We start from the raw sequence: 21718 nt of genomic DNA, 5'->3' as shown, positions 1-21718 counted from the left end.
ATGTCTGAATCTACTCCGACGCTACCCACGCGCCCACCCCGCGCCCCCACTCGCCCTTCGCGCTCACCGGCAAAGCGGCGCGGCCGTGAAATCACCACCCGGTGAGCGCCAAGGGAAGGTGCCGATCAACCCCCGCACCCTTCGCGCTCACGAGGAAAGCGGCGCGGCCGTAGATACTTCCGCCCTGTGAGCGCCAAGGGGGAGGCTGCAATCAAAGGACCCCCGCCCTTTGCGCTCACGAGGAGAGGTGGATCTATCTCTCTACAGTGCCCTGGTGAGCGCCAAGGGCGGGGGAACGAAGTGCGCGGGAACGAAGGGCGGGGAACTAAGGCCGCTTTATTCGGTGACGACGAACTTGCCGTGCTGTCCCTTTTCCGCGTTAGTCATGATGTGGTTGACAAAGGAATACGTTCCAGGCTCGTTGAAGGTCATCTCCACGAACCCGCCTTGTGCGGGGAGCAGGCCGAGGGCTTGCGAACCGGTCTTATCCTCGTCCTTGATGAGGTAAGCACCTTCCTTATAGGCAGTATCGAATTGCTCGCCCACCACGTGGAAGCTAAGCGGCTGATCGGGGCCCACGTTCAGGATCCACAACCGGACGGTATCGCCCACCTTGGCCTTGATGGGGTCGACGTCGTACTGGCTGGGGTAGTAATTAAAGGCCATGAGGTCGAAGTCGCCATCGGCCACGCGCTGGGCGTCGGCGCCGGTCTTTTCCTCACCGAGGAATACATCGTTGGCGATGAAGTTGTACTCGGCATCTACGTCCTTGAGATCTGGTGGATCGATGATGACGTTACCGGCCATGCCGTTGGCGATGTGCAGGGACATCGGGGCGGTTGAGCAGTGATACATCCAAATGCCGGAGCGATTCGCGGTGAATTCGTAGGTTAGTTCTTCCCCGGGCTGGATGGACTTCATGTTTTCATCCGGGTTGACCTCACCGGCGTGGAAGTCGATGGAATGGGCCATGCTGCCCTCGTTCTTGATGGTGATCTTGAACTTATCGCCCACCTTGCCGCGCAGCGTCGGCCCTGGCGCCTGGCCATTAAAAAGCCATTGCATCTGCTTAACTCCTGGGGCTACCTCAACGATTTCCTCGGTCATCGACCAGGTTTCTTCGTGCGTGGTGGTATTAGCCGCCGGCGCCAGGGAGGCGTCATAGGCGCTAAAACCTTCGCGGGAGGCACCGAGTTCGGCGGCGCTCGGAACATCAACGTGCGGGTTGGATGCCCCTGCCACGGCGTGGTGGTGATCGTGCCCGCCGGTGCTTGGCGCGGAATCGTCCACGTTGACGTCAAAGGTCATACCTTGCAGGCGGTGACCGGCAATGGTGCAGTAGCCTTCGATGCTGGATTCGATGACACCGGCATCGAGCTGCACGGTATCGCCGGGATCGACGCGGCCGGTTTCGGCATCACCAATCTTTAGATCGTGGACTTGGTCCCCGGTATTGGTGAAGTTAACCACCAAGTGGGTGCCGGGATCGATATCAACGTGGTTGGGGACGAAGGCCATACCATCGACTTCTACGTCAATGGTGTGGGTTTCACCTTCGGCAACAGAGCCCGCCGGTTGAGAGTCCTTAGAGATGGTATTGACTAGGGCGAGCGCGATCACCGCGGCCAGCGCGATACCGATAAGTAACCACGAGGCCCATTGGGAGTTACCGGACTCCGGCGGCTTATCCTGTGGCTGTGGGGAAGAAACACTAAGCATTTAATTCTCCAGATTCTGTTGTTGGTAGACGGCGCGTCCCACGGCAAGCACGTTTAATGCTAAGCCTATCCCCATGAGGATAAGCCCAGCAGAAAGGGCGTTGACAAGGCTCAGCAGGGCGCCGAGGTTGATGAGGACGAGTCGGGCAAAACCGGCGCGGTCCGCGGTATCCCGGCCGTGGTGCACCTTGGCAGGACCGCCTCCCACCAGCGTGGGCAAGAGATGGTGCAAGACGCCGGTGACCAGCTGCAAAATGCCGCCGCCGATGAAGGCCGGAACCACAAACAGCGTGATGACGCGCGGGTAAGCGCCGAGCGCTGCGGCGACGGCATCGCCGGCGCACAGGGCCACCATCCACAGCAGTCCTGCGATAACGGATACCGATGCTGTGGTGAGCCGGGGGTTGCACCCCAGCACAGTGGCCAGTACCGGTTGGATGATCATAATTGCAGCTAGCACGACAAGCAGCTGGGCGATGCCCGCCGCGCGCGTCCACCCCACCGCGCCACAGACCATGGTCAGTATTAGCCCGGTGCAGTGGACGATGAGCCCGCGTGTGCACCGCATCCGCGCGGTGGGCGAAATCGCGGTATTAGACAAGGTGGGAAGCAGCGTCACGATGGTGCCCACGATGGTCAGCCACGCAAACCCCCAGACCATGCCGCGCGAGTGCGCTGCCACTAGGAAGGAATAGTTACCCACGCCATTGCCGCTTAAGATCACGAGCACCACGGAGGCGATCATGAAGATGGATGCGGCCGCATAAAACGGCACCGTCACCGCAAAGGATCCGGAAAGCGAGCCGCGCAAACGCGTATAGGTGAATACGAGCTGCCAGGCAAGGGCGGCGATGATGAGGAGGGAGGCGGCATCGGCAAGCAGGCCCCAGTCATAGCCCGCGCGATCGATCATGAGCAGGATGAGGCCCACCTGGATGAGCGCCACGCGCGCGCCCACGCCGCGGTAACCATTATTGACGGTGCGGGTGAGCGCCTCGGTGAAATGGGTGGAAAATACGATGATGGCGGTGGTCAGCGCGCCAATGGTCAGCGGGTGGATGAGTTCCCACCACACCACGGGGGCGCCCAGGTGGCCCGCCACGTTGATGCCGATGCCGATGAGTACCCACGCGCCGATAAGCGCGGCGGTAAGGATATGCCAGCGGCTGCGGGCGGCCAGGGAGATGTCATTAATGCGCACGGTGGGCCTCCTTCACCGTCAACGTAATGCCGCAGGCGAGGAATACCAAGACGGCGGCGATGGTGGTCAGGCCACCTACCTGGTAGGCAACGGTGTGGCGGGCGACATCGGCAAGAATGCGCAGCGCCAGCCCGCCGTGCAGGACCGCTACGGGGAGAAAAAGCACCGGATGGTAGGGCAAGTGGCGGCGGATGACGGAGGTAATGATGATGGGGGCATGGGCAAAAATCATGGACATGACAAAGCCTAAAAAGATGGCGTGCACCGAGGCGTCGTAGGCAAAGCCCGAGCTTTCGCCATAAAGCAGCCAGAAATATCCGCCCAGGGCCAGCCAAAAATACCCGGCGAGCATGCAGGCTGCGGAATAGCGCGGCAGCCCGCGCGAGCGCACTAGGTTCTTCGCCACATCCACGCGCACGGTAGAAACCGCAACGCCGATAAGCGCCGCACCCATCGCGCGGTAGCCCACGGCCGGGGAAAGGATATAGACCACGCTGAGCGCCGCCAACCCCAAAACCCACAGGGTAATGCGCTTTTCCGCCTGGGTGCCGGCCATGGTGATGCGGGCAAGCTCCATGCGCTCGCCGATGATCGTCGCTACCACGTAGAGCACGCACAGCGGCATCGCCGTAGAAAAGGCCGGCTCCATGGCCCACAGCAGTGCCGCTGCTACCCCACCGATGACGCCGGTGGCCTGCACAATGATGGGCAGGGCCGGCTGGCGCCGGTGGATGGTGGCATAGATCAACCCCAGCACGATGAAGCCGGCGGCGAAGCACAAGGCCGGGACCTGCCGCGGTAAGCCTGCCACGATGCCCACGAAACCGGCTACGTGGAAGATGGGTCCTGCCCAGGCCCACCGCGTGCGCACGGCGACGGCGCGCTCTAGCCCAATGGCGCCGCCGACAAAGCCAAAGACCATCAGCGGGCCGTGATCGGCGGCGACGGAGGCTGCCGACGAAAATCCCACGCCGAGCAGGGATGCCCCGGCGGCGAGCCCAACCAGCAAGGACAGCCCCGCGCAGGCAAGGAAGAAGAAGCGGTGCGCGAGCCTATTATTTATCACGGCTTTAATCGTACTAATATTGGTGGCAAGGTAAAACCCTCGCCCCACCTCCGAAAGGATGATCCTCGCCATGGAACTTCCCATCACCGATTCCTCCCAGCAGAACTCCATCCCCACGCTCAACGCCACCGAAATCCCCCACGCCGTGCGCCACGGCGCCATCCACGGCGCTTTGGGTACGCTGAACGTGGGCCAAGCCATGGTCCTCATCGCCCCGCACAACCCGCTGCCGCTGCTCAAGGAAGTAGAAGAGCGCGCGGAGAAATTTGAGCTGTCGTACCTCAAGGAAGAAGAAAACGACTATCACATCAAGTTCACGCGAATTTCGTAACGTATTTCCTTGCAAGTCGATACGCTATGTGCTGATAACTCCATCTCTTATACCCTGTTGCCTACATAACACGGAGCATTCACTATGAATAAGAAATTTGCCGCAGCCGCCGTTGCTGCGACCGGCTTGGCGCTCTCCGCCTGCTCTCCCGATACCTCCACCACCTCCGATGCAGAGCAGACCAGCTTGAACCTCTTGGCTGCATCATCCACCCGCGTCATCAACGACGAACTAGAAAAGCGCGCTTCCGAGCTCGACACCCCGGTTGACCTCGAGTTCCAAAATGGCGGCTCTTCTGACTTGGTCAATAAGCTGAGCGAGGGCGCTCCTGCGGACCTGCTGCTTACCGCGTCCAAAAAGACCATGGACAAGGCAATCAATGACGGAACTGTGAAGGACCCGAAGGTGCTTGCCACCAACGTCATGGTGATGGTCGTACCGAAGGGCAACCCGGGCAATATCCACTCCATCGAGGATCTGCAGAACGAAGACCGCTTCGTCATCTGTGACCCGCAGGTTCCCTGCGGCGATATCTCTTCCCAGATCATCGAAGAAAACGACCTGGACGTAAAGCCCGCCTCCCAGGAGCAGCAGGTCGCTGACGTTTTGGGCAAAGTCGTCTCCGGTGAGGCCAATGCCGGCTGGGTCTACTCCACCGACGCCGCGGCCGCTGGCGATGATGTAGAGGTCATCGAGATCCCGGATGCTGATAAGTTTGCCAACCAGATCCTGGGCGCAGTCTCCGCCGAGGCTGAGCACCCAGAAGAGGCACAAAAGGTCCTCGACCTGTTGGCCGATGACTTTGATAAGACCTGGGAAGAGTACGGCTTTAACCCAGCAGATTAATCAATGACCCCTCCCCAGCCCATTCGCCTTCAGTCTCCCCTCGTTATCGGCCTTATCGGCCTCATCGCGGTCGTTGTTATCCTCGTTCCCGTAGCCTCGCTGGGTCTGCGCGTACCGTGGGACCGCATCGGCGAATACCTCGCCAAACCGGAAATTTGGGACATGCTCAAGCTGTCCTTCACCGCGGCATTCCAATCAATGCTGCTGGCGATGGTACTGGGGACCGGTCTTGCCTTATGGGTCCAACAGCTTGGCCGGGGCAGCGGCGTTATCCGCCTATTCATCTATTTGCCCCTGGCCATGCCACCCGTCGTGGGCGGTTTGGCGCTGACCGCCGCCATTGGCCGCCGGGGCTATTTGTCCCCGCTTCTTGACGCCATCGACTTCCATTTTGCTTTTGCTTTCCCGGGCGTCATCGCCGCGCAGTGCTTCGTCGCCTTGCCCTTCGTCGTGGTGGCGGTCGATTCCGCCCTGCGCCAATTGGATCAGGAGATTTTGGCCTCTGCCGCCAGCATAGGCCTTTCCCGCTGGGAGGTACTGCGCAAAATCACCATCCCCTCCATCGCCCCTGCCTTGGCCACCGGCGCCGGCCTTGCCTTTGCCCGGTCCCTCGGCGAGTTCGGCACCACGCTGACCTTCGCGGGCTCCCAGCCGGGCGTGACCCGCACGATGCCGCTCGGCATTTACTTGGAGCGCGAGGTCGATACCGATGGCGCCTACGTGCTCTCCGCCATCCTCATCGCGATGGCGATTGTCTGCCTCGCCCTCGCCGGGCTGCCCTCGCTCCTCCAGCATTCCTATCAGGCGCAGGCCCGCGAGCTGCACAGCATGGACTACGAGAAACTCCGCGCCCTGACCGCCCCGGATAATGCCCCTGCCCTATCCGTCACGGCGGATGGGGAGACGACTGAATTTACTCCGCGCGCGATCACCACCATCGTCGGTTCCAATGGATCGGGCAAAACCACGCTGATGAGCCGCATCGCCGGGCGTCTGACCGGCGCGGAGATTAGCGCCAACCAGGATGACATCGTCCTGCTGACCCAGCGCCCCGGCCTGCCGCCGCAGGCTACCGCCAACCAAGCCATCGCGATGGTCACCCGCGATAAGCAGCGCGCCACGCAGTTGCTGGAGGCTGCGGGCTTGCGTGAGCTTAACGATGTCCCCGTGCCAGCCCTTTCCGGCGGCCAAGCCGCCCAAGTCGCCTTCGTCCGCGCGCTCGCCGCGCGGCCCGCCATCCTGATTCTAGATGAGCCCTTGGCGGCCATCGACGTGGAATCCGCCAGCAAGTGGCGCCGCTTCCTGCGCGCCACCCGCCGCGACCGGACCACGCTGCTGGTGACCCATAATGCGCTGGATATTGCTGGGCTTGCCGATGACATGGTGGTCATGAATTCCGGCAACGTCATCGCCCACGGCTCGGCTGCGGATTTACTCGATGTCCCGCCCACCGGCTTCGTGGCTTCCATCGCCGGGCTCAACCGCGTAGAAGGTACCGTCAAAGCCGCCACCGCTACCGAGACCATCGTCTCTTGCGGGAGCACAACCATCACCGGTGACGCGAGCGATCTCCGCGCCGGCGATAAGGTAGTGGTCACGTTTAAGCCAAGCGACATGCACCTTACCTCTGAAGCCTCTACCGGGGTCAATCACTGGTCTACCAAGGTCATCGCGGTGGAAGCGGCCAGCATGGCGGGTGCCCGGCTGAGCCTGGATATGGGCGGACACACCATTACCGTGCCGGTCAGTAGGCAGACGGCTTTAGGCATTGATACAGGAAATACCGTATCCTATAGCGTGGCTAAAGATAAGATTTCTGTTAATCAAGCCCCTCATCAGCACCCAGAGATACGAAGTTAATCGCATGCCCAATTCGCTCCCACGCCCCAGCTCCGACCTTTTCCCAGAAGCGCTCAAGCTATCTCCTAAGCAGCGCGAGGTGCTCACGCAGCTGCAGCATTATTCGCGAGGAGCCCGTGCAGCGGAGGTAGCAAAAGATTTAGGCATGCACGTCAATACCGCGCGCGGGCACATCGATGAGCTCATTCAGGTTGGCGCCATCACCGCCGTTCCAGAACGCAGCTCTGGGCGCGGGCGCCCTTCCCTGGTGTACCAGGCCCGCGTGCCGGATAACCGTGCCATCGCAGAGGAATACGTCAGCCTCATTAGCGTGCTGACCTCCATGCTCGCGGGCAAGGAAGAGCTCGATGATTTCTCTTCCCCACAGGCCCGGGAATTGGGGCGGCAATGGGCGCGCGCTACGGGCGCGGATATCCAGAGCGGCGCGCTCGATACCCTCTTTGCCACCCTGCGCGATATGGGGTTTGATCCTTCGCAGGGCGCGGATCCTTCCGAAATCGAGCTGAATGCCTGCCCGTTCGTCTCCTCCGGGACCACGCCGAGCCCCTTTGTCTGCGCCATACACGCTGGCTTTTTGCAAGAAGCCAGCGGCACGGACACGGACATTGCCTTAACCCCGATGCAGCGCCCCGAGGTCTGCCAGATCGAGATTAAGCCTGTGTAACTTCCACGCGGACTGGGCCCGCGACCTTGAGATCGAAGACGCGCAGGCCCTGCTCGCGGGCATCATCAAGAATGCTCTCGTCGATGTCCTCCGTGTGCAGCACCATCACCGTCGGCCCCGCCCCAGAAAGATAGGCGGCGTACCCGCGGTTGCGCAGGCGGTTCACCCACTCCGCGGTCACGGGGAGCACGTCTGCGCGATACGGCTGGTGCAAGCGGTCGCGGGTGCCTTCCCACAGTAATTCCGGGTAATTCTGCAATGCGGCTACCTGGACGGCGGTGCGGGAGACGTTAAAGGCGGCATCGGAATGCGTCACGTGCGAGGGCAGCACGCGGCGCACCGCCTGGGTGGAGGCGTGGGAATCCGGCACCAACGCGGTCGCCCGGATATCGGGATGCACGTTGATGGTAGCGGCCTTGTATTCCGGCAAGGAGCGGCCATCGACGGGCACCGTCGTCCACGAGACCACGGCGCTGCCCAGCACCGAGGCCGCGGCATTATCCGGGTGTCCCTCAAACGCCGAGGACAATTGCACCAGCTGTTTTTGGATCAGCGGGCTGCCTGCCAACGCATTGCCCGCGGCCACGCCGGCGACCGCCGTGGAGGCAGAAGAGCCCAAGCCGCGCGATTGGGGAATCGTATTATGCGATACCACGCGCAGCCCTGGCACCGTGGCTTCGGCGGCAGATAGTGCGGACCGGATGGCCTTGACCATCAGGTGCGATCCATCGCGTGGGAGCTCTTCTGCCCCCTCGCCAAAAATCTCCACCTCGAGGCCGGAGGGAATGACCTCCACCTCGGCGGTGTCGTACATGCTCAGTGACATGCCGAGGGTGTCATATCCCGGTCCCAAATTCGCCGTGGAGGCGGGGACGGTGACTATCGCTTTGGTGCCGACTTCAACTTCGATGCTCATGGTGACTAATATATCGAACCGATTTAGCTGCCCAGGCGGATGACCGAGTGAACGGCCTTGACCTCATCGAGCTCGCCCAAGGCGGAGACGATGTTTTCCAGGGTTGCTTCCTTGGCGGCGTGGGTGACCACGATAAGGCGCGCGGTGTCCTCGCCGTCTTCTTGGCGCACGGTGCGCAGGGATACCCCATGCTGTGCGAAGAGCGCCGAAATGGCTTCCAAGACGCCGGCGCGGTCCTGGACTTCCATATCGATGTGGAAGCGGGTATCGACCTCGCCAAAGTCTGCAATGGGCAGGTTGGCGTAGGTATTCTCGCCAGGCGCGCGACCGCCGTGCACGATATTGCGGGCGGCACCGACGACATCGCCAAGCACTGCCGAGGCAGTAGGGTTGCCGCCGGCACCATTGCCGTAGAACATGAGCGACCCGGCGGCTTCAGCCTCGACGAAGATGGCGTTATAGGACTCACTGACAGAAGCCAGCGGGTGATCCTTAGCCACCAGGGTCGGGTGCACGCGCGCGTTGACCACTTCGGATCCATCCTCGCGGCGGAGGCGCTCACAAATGGCCAGCAGCTTGATGGAATAGCCGGCATCGTTTGCCGCGGCGATATCGTCTGCAGTGATATCGGTAATGCCCTCGCAGTGCACGTCCTCGAACTTCACGCGGGTGTGGAAGCCGATGGAGGCCATGATGGCGGCCTTCGATGCTGCGTCGTGGCCCTCCACGTCCGCGGTGGGATCCGCCTCGGCATAGCCCAAGCGGGTAGCTTCCGCCAGGGCTTCGTCATAGGTGGCGCCGGTGGACTCCATGGCATCCAGGATGTAGTTGGTCGTGCCGTTGACGATGCCGGAAATGCGCTCGATTTGGTCGCCCGCCAGGGAGCGGCGCAGCATACCCACAACCGGAATGGCGGCGGCCACGGCGGCCTCAAAGTAGAGGTCAACCCCGGAGCGTTCCGCAGCCTCGGCCAATTCATCAGCATGCGCGGCAACGAGCGCCTTATTAGCCGTCACCACAGACTTGCCGGAATTAAGCGCGGTCAAAACCAGCTCGCGCGGGAAATCGATACCGCCGATAACCTCCACCACCATGTCGATATCATCGCGGGAGATCAGGGCCTTGGCATCATCAGTCAGCAGCTCATTAGGCACGCCCGGGCGCAGCTTGTTCTTGTTCTGGATTGCGATGCCGCGGATCTCTGCCGGCCCGCCGATGCGGTGAGCAAAGGCATCCGCATTTTCATCTAAGAGACGGAAGACTTCCGCGCCCACGGTGCCGAATCCAAGCAGTGCAATGCCAACGGTTTCGCCTTCGCCCTTGCCGGTACGCGAATGTAGCTGTAGCTCACTGTTTGAAGCATCCATAGTCCGTCTCCATGTTGGTTTAGTGGTGGAAAATGTCCCCCGCTTTACGCGGCTACAGGACACTATACAGAACGAGCTGTCTATATTGCGACATGCGGGGGATAATATTCGTTCAGCTACAGAAAACCCCCGCCGCACGGGCCGAATGCGGCACCTGCTTAACGGGGGTAGTACTGACTTAATCCACTTCCAAGGACAAGAGGTCCTCGATGGTTTCGCGCCGCAGCATGGGTTTGGTATTTCCCACGCGCGTTGCCACCACAGCCGGGCGCACCGCGCCGTTATACCGAGACGACATCATGTACTGATACCCACCGGTGGCCGCGAAGGCGAGCAAGTCCCCCGACTGGATATCATTGGGCAATTCGCCTTCTTCTAGCAAGATATCGCCGGATTCGCAGTGGAAGCCCACGATGCGCGAGGGCACCATCTCACCATCGCTAAAGCGGTTCACCAGGCGCACATCGTATTCGGAACCATAGAGCGCGGGGCGGATATTATCGGACATTCCCCCGTCGATGGAAATATAACGGCGCACCGGCAAATCGGCCTTGCCGGTTTCCACGTCCTTGACCGTGCCCACGCGGTAGACGGTCACGGCAGAACCCGCCACCAAGGAGCGACCCGGCTCCACGAGGAGGAACGGCGCCTTAATGTCGAGTTCTTCCGCGGTTTGGTCCACAGCTCGCAGCATGTCCTTTGCCACGCGGTCAATATCCAGCGCTTCCTCATAGGGCATATATGGAATACCAAAGCCGCCGCCCAAATCCAGCTCGGCAAGGTCAACGCCCAGCTCGGTGTGGATTTGGCGGTAGAGCTCCAGCACGCGCTCGGCGGCGAGCTTAAAGCCCTCAGCATTAAAGACCTGGGAGCCCACGTGGCAGTGCAGTCCGCTCAAGTGGAGGTTATCCACCTCGAGGCAGCGCTTCGCGGCAGCAAAAGCCGCACCCGTGGCCAGGGAAATACCGAATTTCTGGTCCTCGTGCGAGGTGGCCACGAACTCGTGGGTATGCGCGTCCACGCCCGGCTTGACGCGAATCATCACCGGCTGCACCACGCCCGCCTCACCGGCGATACGGTTGAGCTCTTCGAGCTCCTGCTCATTATCGATGACCACGTGGCCCACGCCCGCATCCACGCACAGGCGCAGGTATTCCTCGTCCTTATTATTGCCGTGCGCGGTAATGCGCGCGGCTGGGAACTCTGCGGCGAGCGCAATCTTTAATTCATTGAGCGCGGCAGCATCGAGGCACAGGCCCTCTTCATTGACCCACTGCACTACCTTTTTGGAAATGAACGCCTTGGAAGCATAGTGCACGTGATCCGGCCCGCCGAAGGCACGCGCCATATCTTGGCACCGCGAGCGGAAGTCGTCCTCATCGAAGACGTAGAGCGGAGTCTGGAATTCCTCTGCCAAATCCGGCAAGGGCACTTCCGCCACGGTAACGACGCCGTCCTCTTGGCGGCTCACGTTCCGCGGCCACACGTGCGCGGGTAGCTCGTTGAAATCAGCCATTTACATCTTCTCCGGTGCGCTCACGCCCACCATGGTCAAGGCATTGGACAGGACGACGCGGGATGCTTCCGCCAATGCGAGGCGTGCGCTGTGAATGGGCTGCTCTTCCTCCCCCGCCTTGGGCAGGACCTGGCAGGTGTCGTAAAAACGGTGGAACACGCCCGCCAGCTCTTCGGCATAGCGCGCCACTCGGTGCGGCTCGCGCAGTTCCGCGGCATCTGCCACCACGGCGGGAAACTCGCCGAGGGTGCGGATAAGGTCGCCTTCGCGCTCATGCTCCAGCAGCGACAGGTCCGCACCTTCGGAACTAACTCCCAGCTCCGCTGCCTTGCGCCCGATCGAGCACAACCGCGCGTGTCCGTATTGCACGTAGTAGACCGGATTATCCGAGGACTGCGACTCCCACAGGCCCAGATCGATATCGATCGACTGATCCACAGAAGATCGCACCAGCGAATACCGCGATGCATCGACGCCGATGGCGGCGACCAGATCCTCAATGGTGATCACAGTGCCCGCGCGCTTGGACATGCGCACCGGCTTGCCATCGCGCAACAGGTTGACCATCTGACCAATGAGCACCTCCACGCCATCGGCGTCATAGCCCAAGGCAGCTGCCGCCGCCTTCAAGCGCGGGACATAACCGTGGTGGTCAGCGCCCAGCATATAGATATTGAGGTCATGGCCACGGTCGAATTTATCGGCCACATAGGCGATATCGCCGGCGATGTACGCGGCATTGCCGTCCGATTTCACCACGACGCGATCCTTAGAATCGCCATAGTCGGTCGATTTCAGCCACCACGCGTTGTCCGCCTCATAAAGGTGACCTTCAAACTTCAGGGTCTCAAGCGCCTTGTCCACCGCCCCAGATTCGAACAGTGAATTTTCGTGGAAGTAGACATCAAAGTCCACGCCAAATTCATGCAGGGACTGCTTAATCTGGGCAAACATCATCTCTACGCCATCGGCGCGGAAGGCCTCCTGCACCTGCGCAGCATCGCCCTCGAGCGCGTTGGGGTTCTTTTCCACAACCGCGTTTGCGATGTCGCGAATATAATCTCCGCCGTAGCCGTCCTCCGGCGTGGGCTCGCCTTTAGCTGCGGCAACAAGGGAGCGCGAGAAGCGATCGATCTGGCCGCCGTGATCATTGAAGTAGTACTCGCGGGTGACTTCTGCACCGGAAGCCGTGAGTACCCTGCCTAGCGAATCGCCGACGGCGGCCCACCGCGTCCCGCCCAGGTGAATCGGGCCCGTGGGGTTGGCAGACACAAATTCCAGGTTAATCTTCTTGCCTGCAAAGGAGTCATTCGAACCGTAGTCCGCGCCTGCCTGCAGAATCTGGGCGACAATCTCACCCTGGGCAGCGGCGGCTAAGCGGATATTAATAAATCCAGGCCCGGCAATATCGGCTTCCGCAATGGCATCGTGCTGGGCTAATTTTTGCGCTAACCAGCCACCAAATTCGCGCGGATTCGCGCCGGCTTTCTTGGCCACCTGCAGTGCAAGGTTGGTGGCGTAGTCACCGTGTTCTGGGTTGCGGGGGCGCTCTACCGTGACAGATTCCGGCAATACGGACGCGTCTAGGTCATGTTCTGCCATGACCTCGGTGGCGGATTCTTTAACTAAGGTGGCCAAATCAGCTGGAGTCATGTGGCAAGAGTCTAGTTCACTGCCCCGACACGTGCGAAAAGAAGCACTGGCTAACATTTCCGCGGGCGGAGATCACTCATTTAATAGACCTCTTAGGCAAACCTATATTGCGATATATATTACAAAATATATGCTGGTAGAACGTGATTCACACTACATTCCACGCAGTGAATGTGTAGTGTTAATGACACCTCCATGACTTAAAAACTAATAAGGAGCACCGTATGCGCATTGCGCTTTTTTCTACTTGCATTGGTGACACCCTTTTCCCGGACGTCCAAAAGGCGACGGCATTGGTTCTCTCCCGGTTAGGTCACGAAGTTGTCCTTCCGGAGGAGCAAACCTGCTGCGGCCAGATGCACATCAACACCGGCTACCAAAAGGAAACTCTGGGGATGATCCGCTCTTATGCGGATGCCTTCGCAGATCCTTCCATTGACTACGTCGTGGCCGCCTCCGGTTCCTGCGTTGCAGCAGTTCGCGACCGCCACGAAAGCATTGCCGACCGCTTCGGCACTTCCGCCGATGTCGATGGCGCGCAGAAGACCGCGGGAAAGACCTACGATCTCACGGAATTTTTGGTCGATATTGAAGGCGTGACCAACGTCGGCGCTTTCTTCCCACACCGAGTGACCTACCACTCAGCCTGCCACGGCCTGCGCTTCCTTAAGCTGGAAGACCGCCCCTACAAGCTTTTGCAAGAAGTCGAGGGCATCGACTTGGCACCACTAGCCAATAGCGAAGAGTGCTGCGGCTTCGGCGGCACGTTTGCCCTGAAGAATGCAGAGGTGTCCCAGGCAATGGTCTCCGATAAAACCCGCCACATTAAAGACACCCAAGCCGAGTACGTTACCGCTGGTGACTCGTCCTGCCTGATGAATATCGGCGGCGCGCTCCACCGCCAGCGCTCCGGCATTCGCGCCCTACACATGGCAGAGATTTTGGCCTCCACGAAGGAACACCCGTGGCAGCCAAACTCCGCCGCTTACTCCAAGGAGACGATGCTCTAATGACCTCTTTCCTCGACACCACCCCACCACGCGCCCCTGAAGGCTACGGCAACCTGCGCGGCAGCAAGGCCTTCGTCCCGCTCGCGCACGTCGGGCTGAATAACGCTACCCAGCGTCATAACCTGCAGCACGCGACCACCACCATCCGCCAAAAGCGCGCTAACACCGTGCAGGAAGTGGATGACTGGGAGCTGCTCCGCAACGCCGGCTCTGCCCTCAAAGAGGACGTCGCAGCCCGCATGCCGGAATTGCTCGAGCAATTTGAGAAGGCCGTGTCTGACCGCGGCGGCATCGTCCACTGGGCACGCGATGCCAAGGAAGCCAACGAGATCATTGAAGGTCTCATCCGCGAAACGGGCGAAACCGACGTAGTCAAGGTTAAGTCCATGGCTACCCAGGAAATCGGCTTGAACGAGCACCTCGAAGACGCCGGAATCCACGCCCAGGAAACCGACTTGGCAGAGCTCATCGTCCAGCTTGGTGACGATATGCCATCGCACATTCTGGTGCCCGCAATTCACCGAAACCGCGCGGAAATTCGCGATATCTTCGTCGATAAAATGCCCAATACGGACGACTCGCTGAAGGCCGAGCCCGCCGAGTTGGCCGAGGCATCCCGCCAGTTCCTGCGCCAGCAATTCATGAAGGCCAAGGTCGCCATCTCCGGCGCCAACTTTGGTGTGGCAGAAACCGGCACCGTCAACGTTGTCGAATCTGAGGGCAATGGCCGCATGTGCGTGACGTTGCCGGAAACGCTGATTACCGTCATGGGCATCGAAAAGCTCGTGCCTACCTTCCAGGACCTGGAAGTCTTCCTGCAGCTGCTGCCTCGTTCCTCCACCGCGGAGCGCATGAACCCCTATACCTCCATGTGGTCCGGTGTGACGGAGGGCGATGGCCCGCAGAACTTCCACATCGTCTTGCTGGATAATGGGCGCACCGCAGCACTGTCTTCGCCCGTTGGTCACCAGGCGCTAAAGTGCATCCGTTGCTCGGCCTGCCTCAATGTCTGCCCAGTCTACGAGCGCGCCGGCGGACACGCCTATGGCTCCGTGTACCCGGGCCCCATCGGTATCTCGCTGACTCCGCAGCTTACCGGCATGAAGGACCACAACGATCCATCAGCAAGCCTGCCGTATGCTTGCTCGCTGTGCGGGCGCTGCGATGACGTGTGCCCGGTGAAGATTCCGCTTTCTGATGTCATCGTGGAAAACCGCCATCAGAAGGTCACCCACGCTGCCTCGCCGATCGAGCCGAAGCTGTTCAAGACGGTGCAGCTGCTCTGGGACAACCCGAAGATGTGGGATAAGGTCACCCACCTCGTGGCACTTGGCCGCGTGATGGGCGGATTCAACGGCACCATCGAGTCGCTGCCGCTATTTATGTCCGGTTGGTCCGATGGCCGCGATACCGCGATTCCGCCGAAGAAATCCTTCCGCCAATGGTTCGACTCCGATGAAGGCAAAGAGCTGCTGGCTAATGCCCGTAAGGAGGCCACCAAGTGAGCGCAAAGCAAGACATCCTAAACCGCATTCGTTCGGCGCAGAAACAGGCTGGGCTCCCAGATCACGTCGATGTGCCGCGCGAATACCAGCGCGAAGGCACGCTGAATGATGATGAACTGCGCGAAATTCTGGTCGATCGCCTCGAGGATTACAAGGCAGAAGTCCACGTCACGGAGGAACGCGATCTGAAAAAGACGCTGGATACCATCGTCCACGACCGCAACTGCACCGACATCCGCTACGCCCCAGGCATGAATGCCGATTTTTTTGATGGCCTTCCTGCCCGCCCGGACGACGAAGACGCGGATCCGCGCGAGCTTGACGATGCCGATGCCGTCGTCACCGAGTCCCTCGTGTCCTCCGCACAGACCGGCACCATTGTGTTGCAGTCCGATTCCCGCTGCGGCCGCCGCGCCCTGACGCTGGTACCGGACCGTCACATCTGTATCGTCCGCCGCGACGAGATTGTCTACGGTATCCCCGAGGTCATTTCCCGGATGAACCCTGACAAGCCCGCAACGTGGATTTCTGGCCCTTCCGCGACCTCCGATATCGAGCTCTCGCGCGTCGAAGGCGTGCACGGCCCGCGCGATCTGATCGTGATTATTGTGAAGTAGCGTGGCTAGGGTGCCGAGTTAGGGCACCCGTCACGTGGAAATTCCTGCCACGAACCTGAAAGAAGCATAAGCTAACTCTGACAAACGTTATAGGAGTCGGAGCTTTAGCTTATGCTTTCTTTTTCTCGAAAAATCTCTACCGTAGTGTGCGCTAGCGCCCTCGCGCTGGGCGTGGCAGCCCCCACCGCCGCGGCGACGGAGCCGGACATCACCTGGGAGGATTGCCCCGAACAGGTCAACCTCAATGGCGCCGAGTGCGGCCGGGTAGAGGTGCCTACCTACTACGATAACCCCGCGGCCGGCACCATTAGCGTCGGGTTCGTTCGCGTGCCCGCGGCACAACCAGATGCGCGCCGCGGCGCGCTCTTTACCAACCCAGGTGGCCCAGGCGGCGACGCTTATTCTTGGGCTGGAAACGATGCCGTCGAATGGCCCGAGGAAATTCGCAACGAGTGGGATCTGATCGGCGTCCAGCCGCGCGGCCTGCCCGGTTCCACCCCGGTGGACTGCGCTACCACCCCGAACTTCAATCCCATCGAGGCCACCACCCAGATTGGCAAGGCTACTCGTGACGCCTGCGAGCAGAATACCCCTGGCTATACCAACTCTTTAACCACCGCCAATACCGCCCAAGACTGGGAGATGGTGCGCCAAGCGCTGGGCGAGGACGTCATTGACATCGCCGGTGTTTCCTACGGCACCTACCTTGGTTCCGCCTACGCCACCAAGTATCCGCAGCACACCGGCAAGGTGCTGCTCGATTCCGGCATGATCCCCCAGTTGGCGTGGAACGGCATCTTCGCCTCGCAGCAGCAGGGTTATGAGAATGCGCTGCACGATCTGTTCCAGTTCATTGCGGATAATGACGCCACCTATCACTTAGGCACTACCCCACTTCAGGTCTATGAAAAGTGGTCGCAGAAAGTCGCCATGGAAGCCGGTGCCCGTCCCACCGTATTGCCACCGGATGCGAAAATCGGCGACCTTCCCCCAGGGCTCGAGTTCGCCGGCCAGCCGGGCGCGGACATCATGACCGCCACGGGTGAGCTGCGCGTACAGGCGGAATTCCTCGCCAACAAGGCGCTTAACCCACAAGCGGACCAGCGCGCCTCAATCACCTTGGGTAAGACCCGCGAGGTCGTTCCTATGCCCGCGCACTGGGATGAGTTTGCCAAGTACTTAAACGGCAGCACGCCCCTCGAGGTCGTCGATGACCCGGAGCTTGCCCGCGCGGTGCAACAGCAAACTATCCAGATGATGAATATGCAAAACCTCATCGTCTGCAACGAGAACACCGTCGCCGGCAACCCGTGGCTCTTCCCCACTTATCTATGGTCCAACTTTGTCACCGGCGATATTTTCTCCCTGGTTAATTCCATGTATGGATCTGGCGCCGGGTGCGGCGGCCGCGGACCCGTTACAGGCGGGGCTCCACTCGATGGCTCGCACCTTGCCACCAAACCGCTGCAAATCCAAGGTACGGGCGATCCGCAGACCCCGTACCAGTATCACGAGGCACTCTCCCAGCCCATGCAATCGCGCGTCGTCACCGTCCACGGCCCCGGCCACGGGCACTTTGCGCTGGGTAATAAGGCCGTCGATGAGATTGGCGTGCACTATCTGCGCACCGGTGAGGTAACCACCGCAGACGCACCGGGCCTGATTTAGTTCCGCGGCTGCCGATGCGCTAGAATCACATCGTTGGGAATTTTCCCAGCGATGTCTCCGTAGCTCAGCGGATTAGAGCATCGGTTTCCGGTACCGAAGGTCGCAGGTTCGATCCCTGTCGGGGACACAAAATTTTTAGCCCCTCGCTTTTGCCAGCGAGGGGTTTCACTATGCGCCCCGTTTTCGGATTATGTAGCCACCGAGGGTTCAGGAAGGACCAATCATCCCGAACGCCGAACGAAAATTGTGAGACGGGCTGGGTCTAGCAAGGTCAAAGTCGCGGGCTCCGCTTTAATGTGAGTAAAGATCCCCATATTTAGTCTCTATCCATAGAACATAGAAAATTCCACCGTCTTTCCAGCCAACGAATGGAAGGTTTTCTTGGTGTCGGAACACGCGGAATTTGGTTAGCTCTTGGAACTGCCTAGGGATTTGAGCTTTGATTTCCTTTTTCGGGATAAATTCTGAGCCGAGGCCGTGCCTGTGGTGATTAACAAACTCTGTCCAAGAAATTAGTGACCGTTTGTGCCATTTTGACGCGCGACGCTATTTAGTACCGGTAGGGCGGTATCGAGTACCGACCGGTGCGGATATCGGGTACCGGGGGTAGTTTTTAGGCACTCTTTAGTGGACGGCCCACGCAGTGTGTACGCGTGGGTCGTGTTCACGTGGAAGGAGTGATGGTGGTGACGGATTACCGTGCCATCATGTTTGCCTTGGTTGCCGGGAATCGTTCCTGGAACCAGATTCGAGCCGATTTAGGGGTCTCGAAGTCGACGATTGATAAGGCCAGTCGCGTTGTAAGGGACCATCGACTCGATGCTCGTGGGATTGCTGGATTGTCGAATGCCCAGTTAGAGGAGCTATTTCCGGATAACCGGCGTCGCAACGATGCGGAGTTCCTCGCACCGGATTTCAAAAAGGTTGCTGAGCGGATGGTCTCTGGCAAGCGCGTGACGTTGAAAGTCGCGCACGCCAAGTACCTGGAGTTCCCTGTTGGTACTGGTCAGCGTCATTATTCGTATCGACAGTACTGTTCGCTGTTTGAGCATTATGTCGATGTTCATCAGCTGTCAGCGCCACTGAATCACGATCCCGGTGACGAGCTCATGGTGGACTGGTCGGGCGATGGAATGGTCGTTGTGGATCCTGTCTCAGGCCAGCGGGTTACCGCGCACTTGTTTGTAGCTTCATTGCCGCACTCAGGGATGATGCATGTATCGGCGTGGCCGGATCAAAAAATGCGGTCGTGGCTTTTAGCCCACCGTGCGGCTTTGGAGTATTTCGGTGGTTGTCCGCTGCGGTTGATCCCGGATAACGCGCTCACAGCCACGCAACAGATTTCCTGTGGGCTGCGGGGGCGTATCCCGGTTGCGGAGTATTCTACATTTGCCGATTTCTATCAGATAGGTATTACTGCGGCGAAAGGCTACCGGCCGCGGTATAAGGCGAATGTTGAAAAGGCCGTGGATATTGCCCAGCAATGGTGCGTGGAATACCTCGACGACCAGGAGTTCTACAGTTTCGACATGCTCAATAAGGCCCTCGAGGACCAAAGCGATTTCATCAACGATCGCCGTCCCTTCCGCGGGCAGGATATCTCTCGTCGCCAGTTGTTTGAAGACCATGAGCAACAGCTGCTGCGCCCATTGCCCGACCGGCGGTGGTCGTGGTCGCGGTGGAAGAAGTCCAAGGTCGCAATGAACTACCACATCCGGATCGCCAATCACTGGTATTCAGTGCCGTGGAAGCTAGCGGGCAAGTTCGTCGACGTGCAACTTTTTGATGACTATCTGGATGTCTTCTACGACGGTGAGATTGTTGCTTCACATCGTATTGCCCCTGCTAATTATGGCTACTCCACCTTGGATGAGCATGTCCCCGACAACCATAAGGACTTAAACACCCAGTGGAACCGGCAACGCTTGGAAGACTGGGCGAAAAGTATTGGGACCGCGACAGCACAGCTCATCGGCCAGATGTTTAACGCTCGTAAAGTCGAAGCCCAAGCATATTCTAGCGTTCTGGGCGTACTGAACCTATCGAAGGATTACTCCCGAATCGAACTCGAACAAGCCTGTGGTCAGCTGTTATCGCGCAAAGCAGTCCCCAGCGTCAACAAAGTAGCCCAAGAGCTCAAGGATCTAAAACAGGCCGCAGCACAGGCGTATTTGCCCACCGATGTACCACTGTCGACGGCCATCGACACTACGCGTGCGCACCGCCAACAGCCCACGGCGGACACGCCGGACTCTGTGTCGCATGTACGCGGGGCCGGGGCGTTTGCCTTCACTGATAAAGAATGGAAGGTATAGCCATGGCTCTTACCGATGAAGACTTCGAACTGCTCGGTTCTCTTCGCGGGATGCGTGTGTTTGCCACGACGCTGCAGGAGATCGTCAACGATCCCAGTCGTGACTTGGACTCCTTTGAAGACAAGATCAAAGAAGCTCTCGATGCTCTGGGGTTGCCCGCAAATCGTGGACACGTAGTAGAGCTACCTAGCGGTTAGGCAGCGATTTTTTCTTCGTTTCTGGTTTGGGTGATGTGATTTTCGAAATCGACAGGGCGGACCATCCCAAGGGCGGAGTGCCGGCGCCGACGGTTGTAGACTACTTCAATCCAGTAAGCCACAGCCTGACGCGCAGTATCGCGGGTTGCCCAGCGTTTCCGGTCGTAGAACTCGGTCTTAAGCGTCGACCAGAACGACTCGGCCATCGCGTTATCGAAACACACCCCAGTGCGCCCTACCGACTGAGCAACCCCTAGGTTGCGGCACACGTCCCAGAGCTGCTCGCTGGTAAATTGTGTTCCCCGGTCAGCGTGAAACACCAGCCCCTCAGGAACATCACTACGCAGTGTATGTGCCATCCGCAGCGCTCGTTCGACCAGGTATGTATCTTGCACGCTATCCATAGCCCAGCCCAGTACCCTGCGGGAATGACCGTCGCGAACTGCGCATAAGTACAACCAGCCCTCGCCGGTGCGCAGGTAGGTAATGTCCGACATCCATACTCGATTGAGCTCGCCGGTATCAAACATGCGCTTTACCAGGTCAGGAAGAGCAGATTTACGCTTAGATTGAATCGTTGTCACCGGCACAAAAGCACGCGGTGAAATCCCTTCAATGCCCATCAGACGCATCCGCTTGGCCACAGTCTTGCGATTCACACTGATCTGGTAGCGCTCACCTAGCTCTGCGGTGATCCGCGGAGCACCATAGACCTCATCGGAGTCTTTCCAAATCTGATGAATCTTGCGATCAACATCATCGTAAAATGATGCACGATCATCCTTACCGGTTAAGCGTTGCTGCTGTATATGGGTCCATTTGTAGTATCCAGACCGAGATACCTTCAACAAGCGTGCCATGCGCTTGATGCTGTAGTTAGCCTTCTCCTGCTGCATTAATTCGAACTTTTCTCTTCGCGTTGCTTTGCGGCGAAGAAGGCTGTCGCTTTTGACAAAAACTCATTATCCATCTTGGCTTCTGCCAGCTCACGACGCAGACGAGCATTCTCCGCACGAAGATCAGCCTCGCTTAATCCATCGGAAGATCCTTAGGCGTTGACGCTCATTTTTTACCCATCGGCCTAAAAGACCAGGTGCGACACCAATTTCTTTCGCTACATGAGCAATTGGGCGCTGCGATTCGATTACCAGGTTCGCGGCTTCGCGTCGATACTCAGGTGTGTATTTCTGGCGTTGTTGACTCACAATGAACATCCTCTCTTACGGACACAAGATCCGCACTAATCGGGTGTCCACTAAACGAGGGTA

General features: G+C 59.5%; 17 protein-coding genes, 1 tRNA gene and 1 pseudogene. 11 read left to right on the top strand and 8 right to left on the bottom strand.

Going from position 1 to position 21718, the window contains the following annotated elements:
- Window positions 1–336: 336 nt before the first annotated feature.
- The 3 genes from ACLI1Q_RS05345 to ACLI1Q_RS05335 are packed head-to-tail and all read right to left on the bottom strand — an operon-like array spanning window position 337 to window position 3985.
- Window positions 337–1719 (bottom strand): multicopper oxidase domain-containing protein, encoded by a 1383-nt coding sequence (locus ACLI1Q_RS05345; protein ID WP_411697129.1) that lies wholly within the window; start codon window positions 1717–1719, stop codon window positions 337–339.
- Window positions 1720–2919, bottom strand: coding sequence for a beta-carotene 15,15'-monooxygenase (locus ACLI1Q_RS05340; RefSeq protein WP_411697128.1), 1200 nt, complete (start codon window positions 2917–2919; stop codon window positions 1720–1722).
- On the bottom strand, window positions 2909–3985 hold the full coding sequence (locus ACLI1Q_RS05335; protein ID WP_239267780.1) for a hypothetical protein: 1077 nt from the start codon (window positions 3983–3985) through the stop codon (window positions 2909–2911). Before ACLI1Q_RS05335 ends, ACLI1Q_RS05340 begins: the two co-directional genes overlap by 11 nt.
- 70 nt (window positions 3986–4055) lie before the next feature.
- On the opposite strand from ACLI1Q_RS05335, the gene ACLI1Q_RS05330 reads away from it, so the two are divergent.
- From ACLI1Q_RS05330 to ACLI1Q_RS05315, 4 genes are all read left to right on the top strand, one after another.
- Entirely contained in the window at window positions 4056–4316 is a 261-nt protein-coding gene (locus tag ACLI1Q_RS05330; RefSeq protein ID WP_239267782.1) for a DUF2249 domain-containing protein, read from the top strand.
- An 84-nt stretch (window positions 4317–4400) separates the two neighbouring features.
- Window positions 4401–5162, top strand: coding sequence for a molybdate ABC transporter substrate-binding protein (modA, locus tag ACLI1Q_RS05325; RefSeq protein ID WP_239267784.1), 762 nt, complete (start codon window positions 4401–4403; stop codon window positions 5160–5162).
- A 3-nt stretch (window positions 5163–5165) separates the two neighbouring features.
- Window positions 5166–7022 (top strand): ATP-binding cassette domain-containing protein, encoded by a 1857-nt coding sequence (locus tag ACLI1Q_RS05320; RefSeq protein WP_239267786.1) that lies wholly within the window; start codon window positions 5166–5168, stop codon window positions 7020–7022.
- 4 nt (window positions 7023–7026) lie between these two features.
- Window positions 7027–7686 (top strand): helix-turn-helix transcriptional regulator, encoded by a 660-nt coding sequence (locus ACLI1Q_RS05315; protein WP_239267788.1) that lies wholly within the window; start codon window positions 7027–7029, stop codon window positions 7684–7686.
- Here ACLI1Q_RS05315 and thrB read toward each other — a convergent pair.
- From thrB to argS, 4 genes are all read right to left on the bottom strand, one after another.
- Window positions 7673–8602 carry a homoserine kinase gene (gene thrB / locus ACLI1Q_RS05310; protein ID WP_239267790.1) on the bottom strand — a complete coding sequence of 310 codons (930 nt, stop codon included), beginning with the start codon at window positions 8600–8602 and terminating at the stop codon, window positions 7673–7675. The genes ACLI1Q_RS05315 and thrB overlap by 14 nt on opposite strands.
- Window positions 8603–8625: 23 nt before the next feature.
- Window positions 8626–9969, bottom strand: coding sequence for a homoserine dehydrogenase (locus ACLI1Q_RS05305; protein WP_239267792.1), 1344 nt, complete (start codon window positions 9967–9969; stop codon window positions 8626–8628).
- Window positions 9970–10147: 178 nt separating this feature from the next.
- Window positions 10148–11485 carry a diaminopimelate decarboxylase gene (gene lysA, locus ACLI1Q_RS05300; RefSeq protein ID WP_239267794.1) on the bottom strand — a complete coding sequence of 446 codons (1338 nt, stop codon included), beginning with the start codon at window positions 11483–11485 and terminating at the stop codon, window positions 10148–10150.
- The gene (argS, locus tag ACLI1Q_RS05295) at window positions 11486–13138 is read right to left on the bottom strand and encodes an arginine--tRNA ligase (protein ID WP_411697126.1); all 1653 of its coding nucleotides are present in this window, start codon (window positions 13136–13138) and stop codon (window positions 11486–11488) included. It lies immediately after the preceding gene.
- A gap of 224 nt (window positions 13139–13362) precedes the next feature.
- Between argS and ACLI1Q_RS05290 the strand changes: the two genes are divergently transcribed.
- The 7 genes from ACLI1Q_RS05290 to ACLI1Q_RS05260 all read left to right on the top strand — a co-directional run bounded on the left by ACLI1Q_RS05290 (window position 13363) and on the right by ACLI1Q_RS05260 (window position 20450).
- Window positions 13363–14148: a (Fe-S)-binding protein gene (locus tag ACLI1Q_RS05290; RefSeq protein ID WP_239267798.1), complete on the top strand. Its 786-nt coding sequence runs from the start codon at window positions 13363–13365 to the stop codon at window positions 14146–14148.
- Complete coding sequence (locus tag ACLI1Q_RS05285; protein WP_284771526.1) at window positions 14148–15653, top strand: lactate utilization protein B; 1506 nt, start codon at window positions 14148–14150, stop codon at window positions 15651–15653. The genes ACLI1Q_RS05290 and ACLI1Q_RS05285 overlap by 1 nt, the downstream gene beginning before the upstream one ends.
- Complete coding sequence (locus ACLI1Q_RS05280; protein ID WP_239267802.1) at window positions 15650–16270, top strand: lactate utilization protein C; 621 nt, start codon at window positions 15650–15652, stop codon at window positions 16268–16270. The genes ACLI1Q_RS05285 and ACLI1Q_RS05280 overlap by 4 nt, the downstream gene beginning before the upstream one ends.
- Window positions 16271–16381: 111 nt before the next feature.
- Window positions 16382–17938 carry an alpha/beta fold hydrolase gene (locus ACLI1Q_RS05275; RefSeq protein WP_411697124.1) on the top strand — a complete coding sequence of 519 codons (1557 nt, stop codon included), beginning with the start codon at window positions 16382–16384 and terminating at the stop codon, window positions 17936–17938.
- Between the two features lie 53 nt (window positions 17939–17991).
- Window positions 17992–18065 (top strand) — tRNA-Arg (locus tag ACLI1Q_RS05270).
- A 553-nt stretch (window positions 18066–18618) separates the two neighbouring features.
- A complete protein-coding gene (gene istA, locus ACLI1Q_RS05265; RefSeq protein WP_239270169.1) occupies window positions 18619–20253 on the top strand; it encodes an IS21 family transposase in 1635 nt (544 codons plus the stop codon).
- 2 nt (window positions 20254–20255) lie between these two features.
- On the top strand, window positions 20256–20450 hold the full coding sequence (locus ACLI1Q_RS05260; protein ID WP_284849815.1) for a hypothetical protein: 195 nt from the start codon (window positions 20256–20258) through the stop codon (window positions 20448–20450).
- Here ACLI1Q_RS05260 and ACLI1Q_RS05255 read toward each other — a convergent pair.
- Window positions 20447–21664: pseudogene (locus tag ACLI1Q_RS05255) on the bottom strand (IS3 family transposase). The gene ACLI1Q_RS05260 and the pseudogene ACLI1Q_RS05255 overlap by 4 nt on opposite strands.
- Window positions 21665–21718: the final 54 nt, after the last annotated feature.

It is taken from the genome of Corynebacterium limaceinasi (genome assembly GCF_046717465.1).
GTDB lineage: Bacteria > Actinomycetota > Actinomycetes > Mycobacteriales > Mycobacteriaceae > Corynebacterium.
Note: the sequence above shows the minus strand (reverse complement) of the source record. Positions and strands in the feature narration are given on the sequence as shown.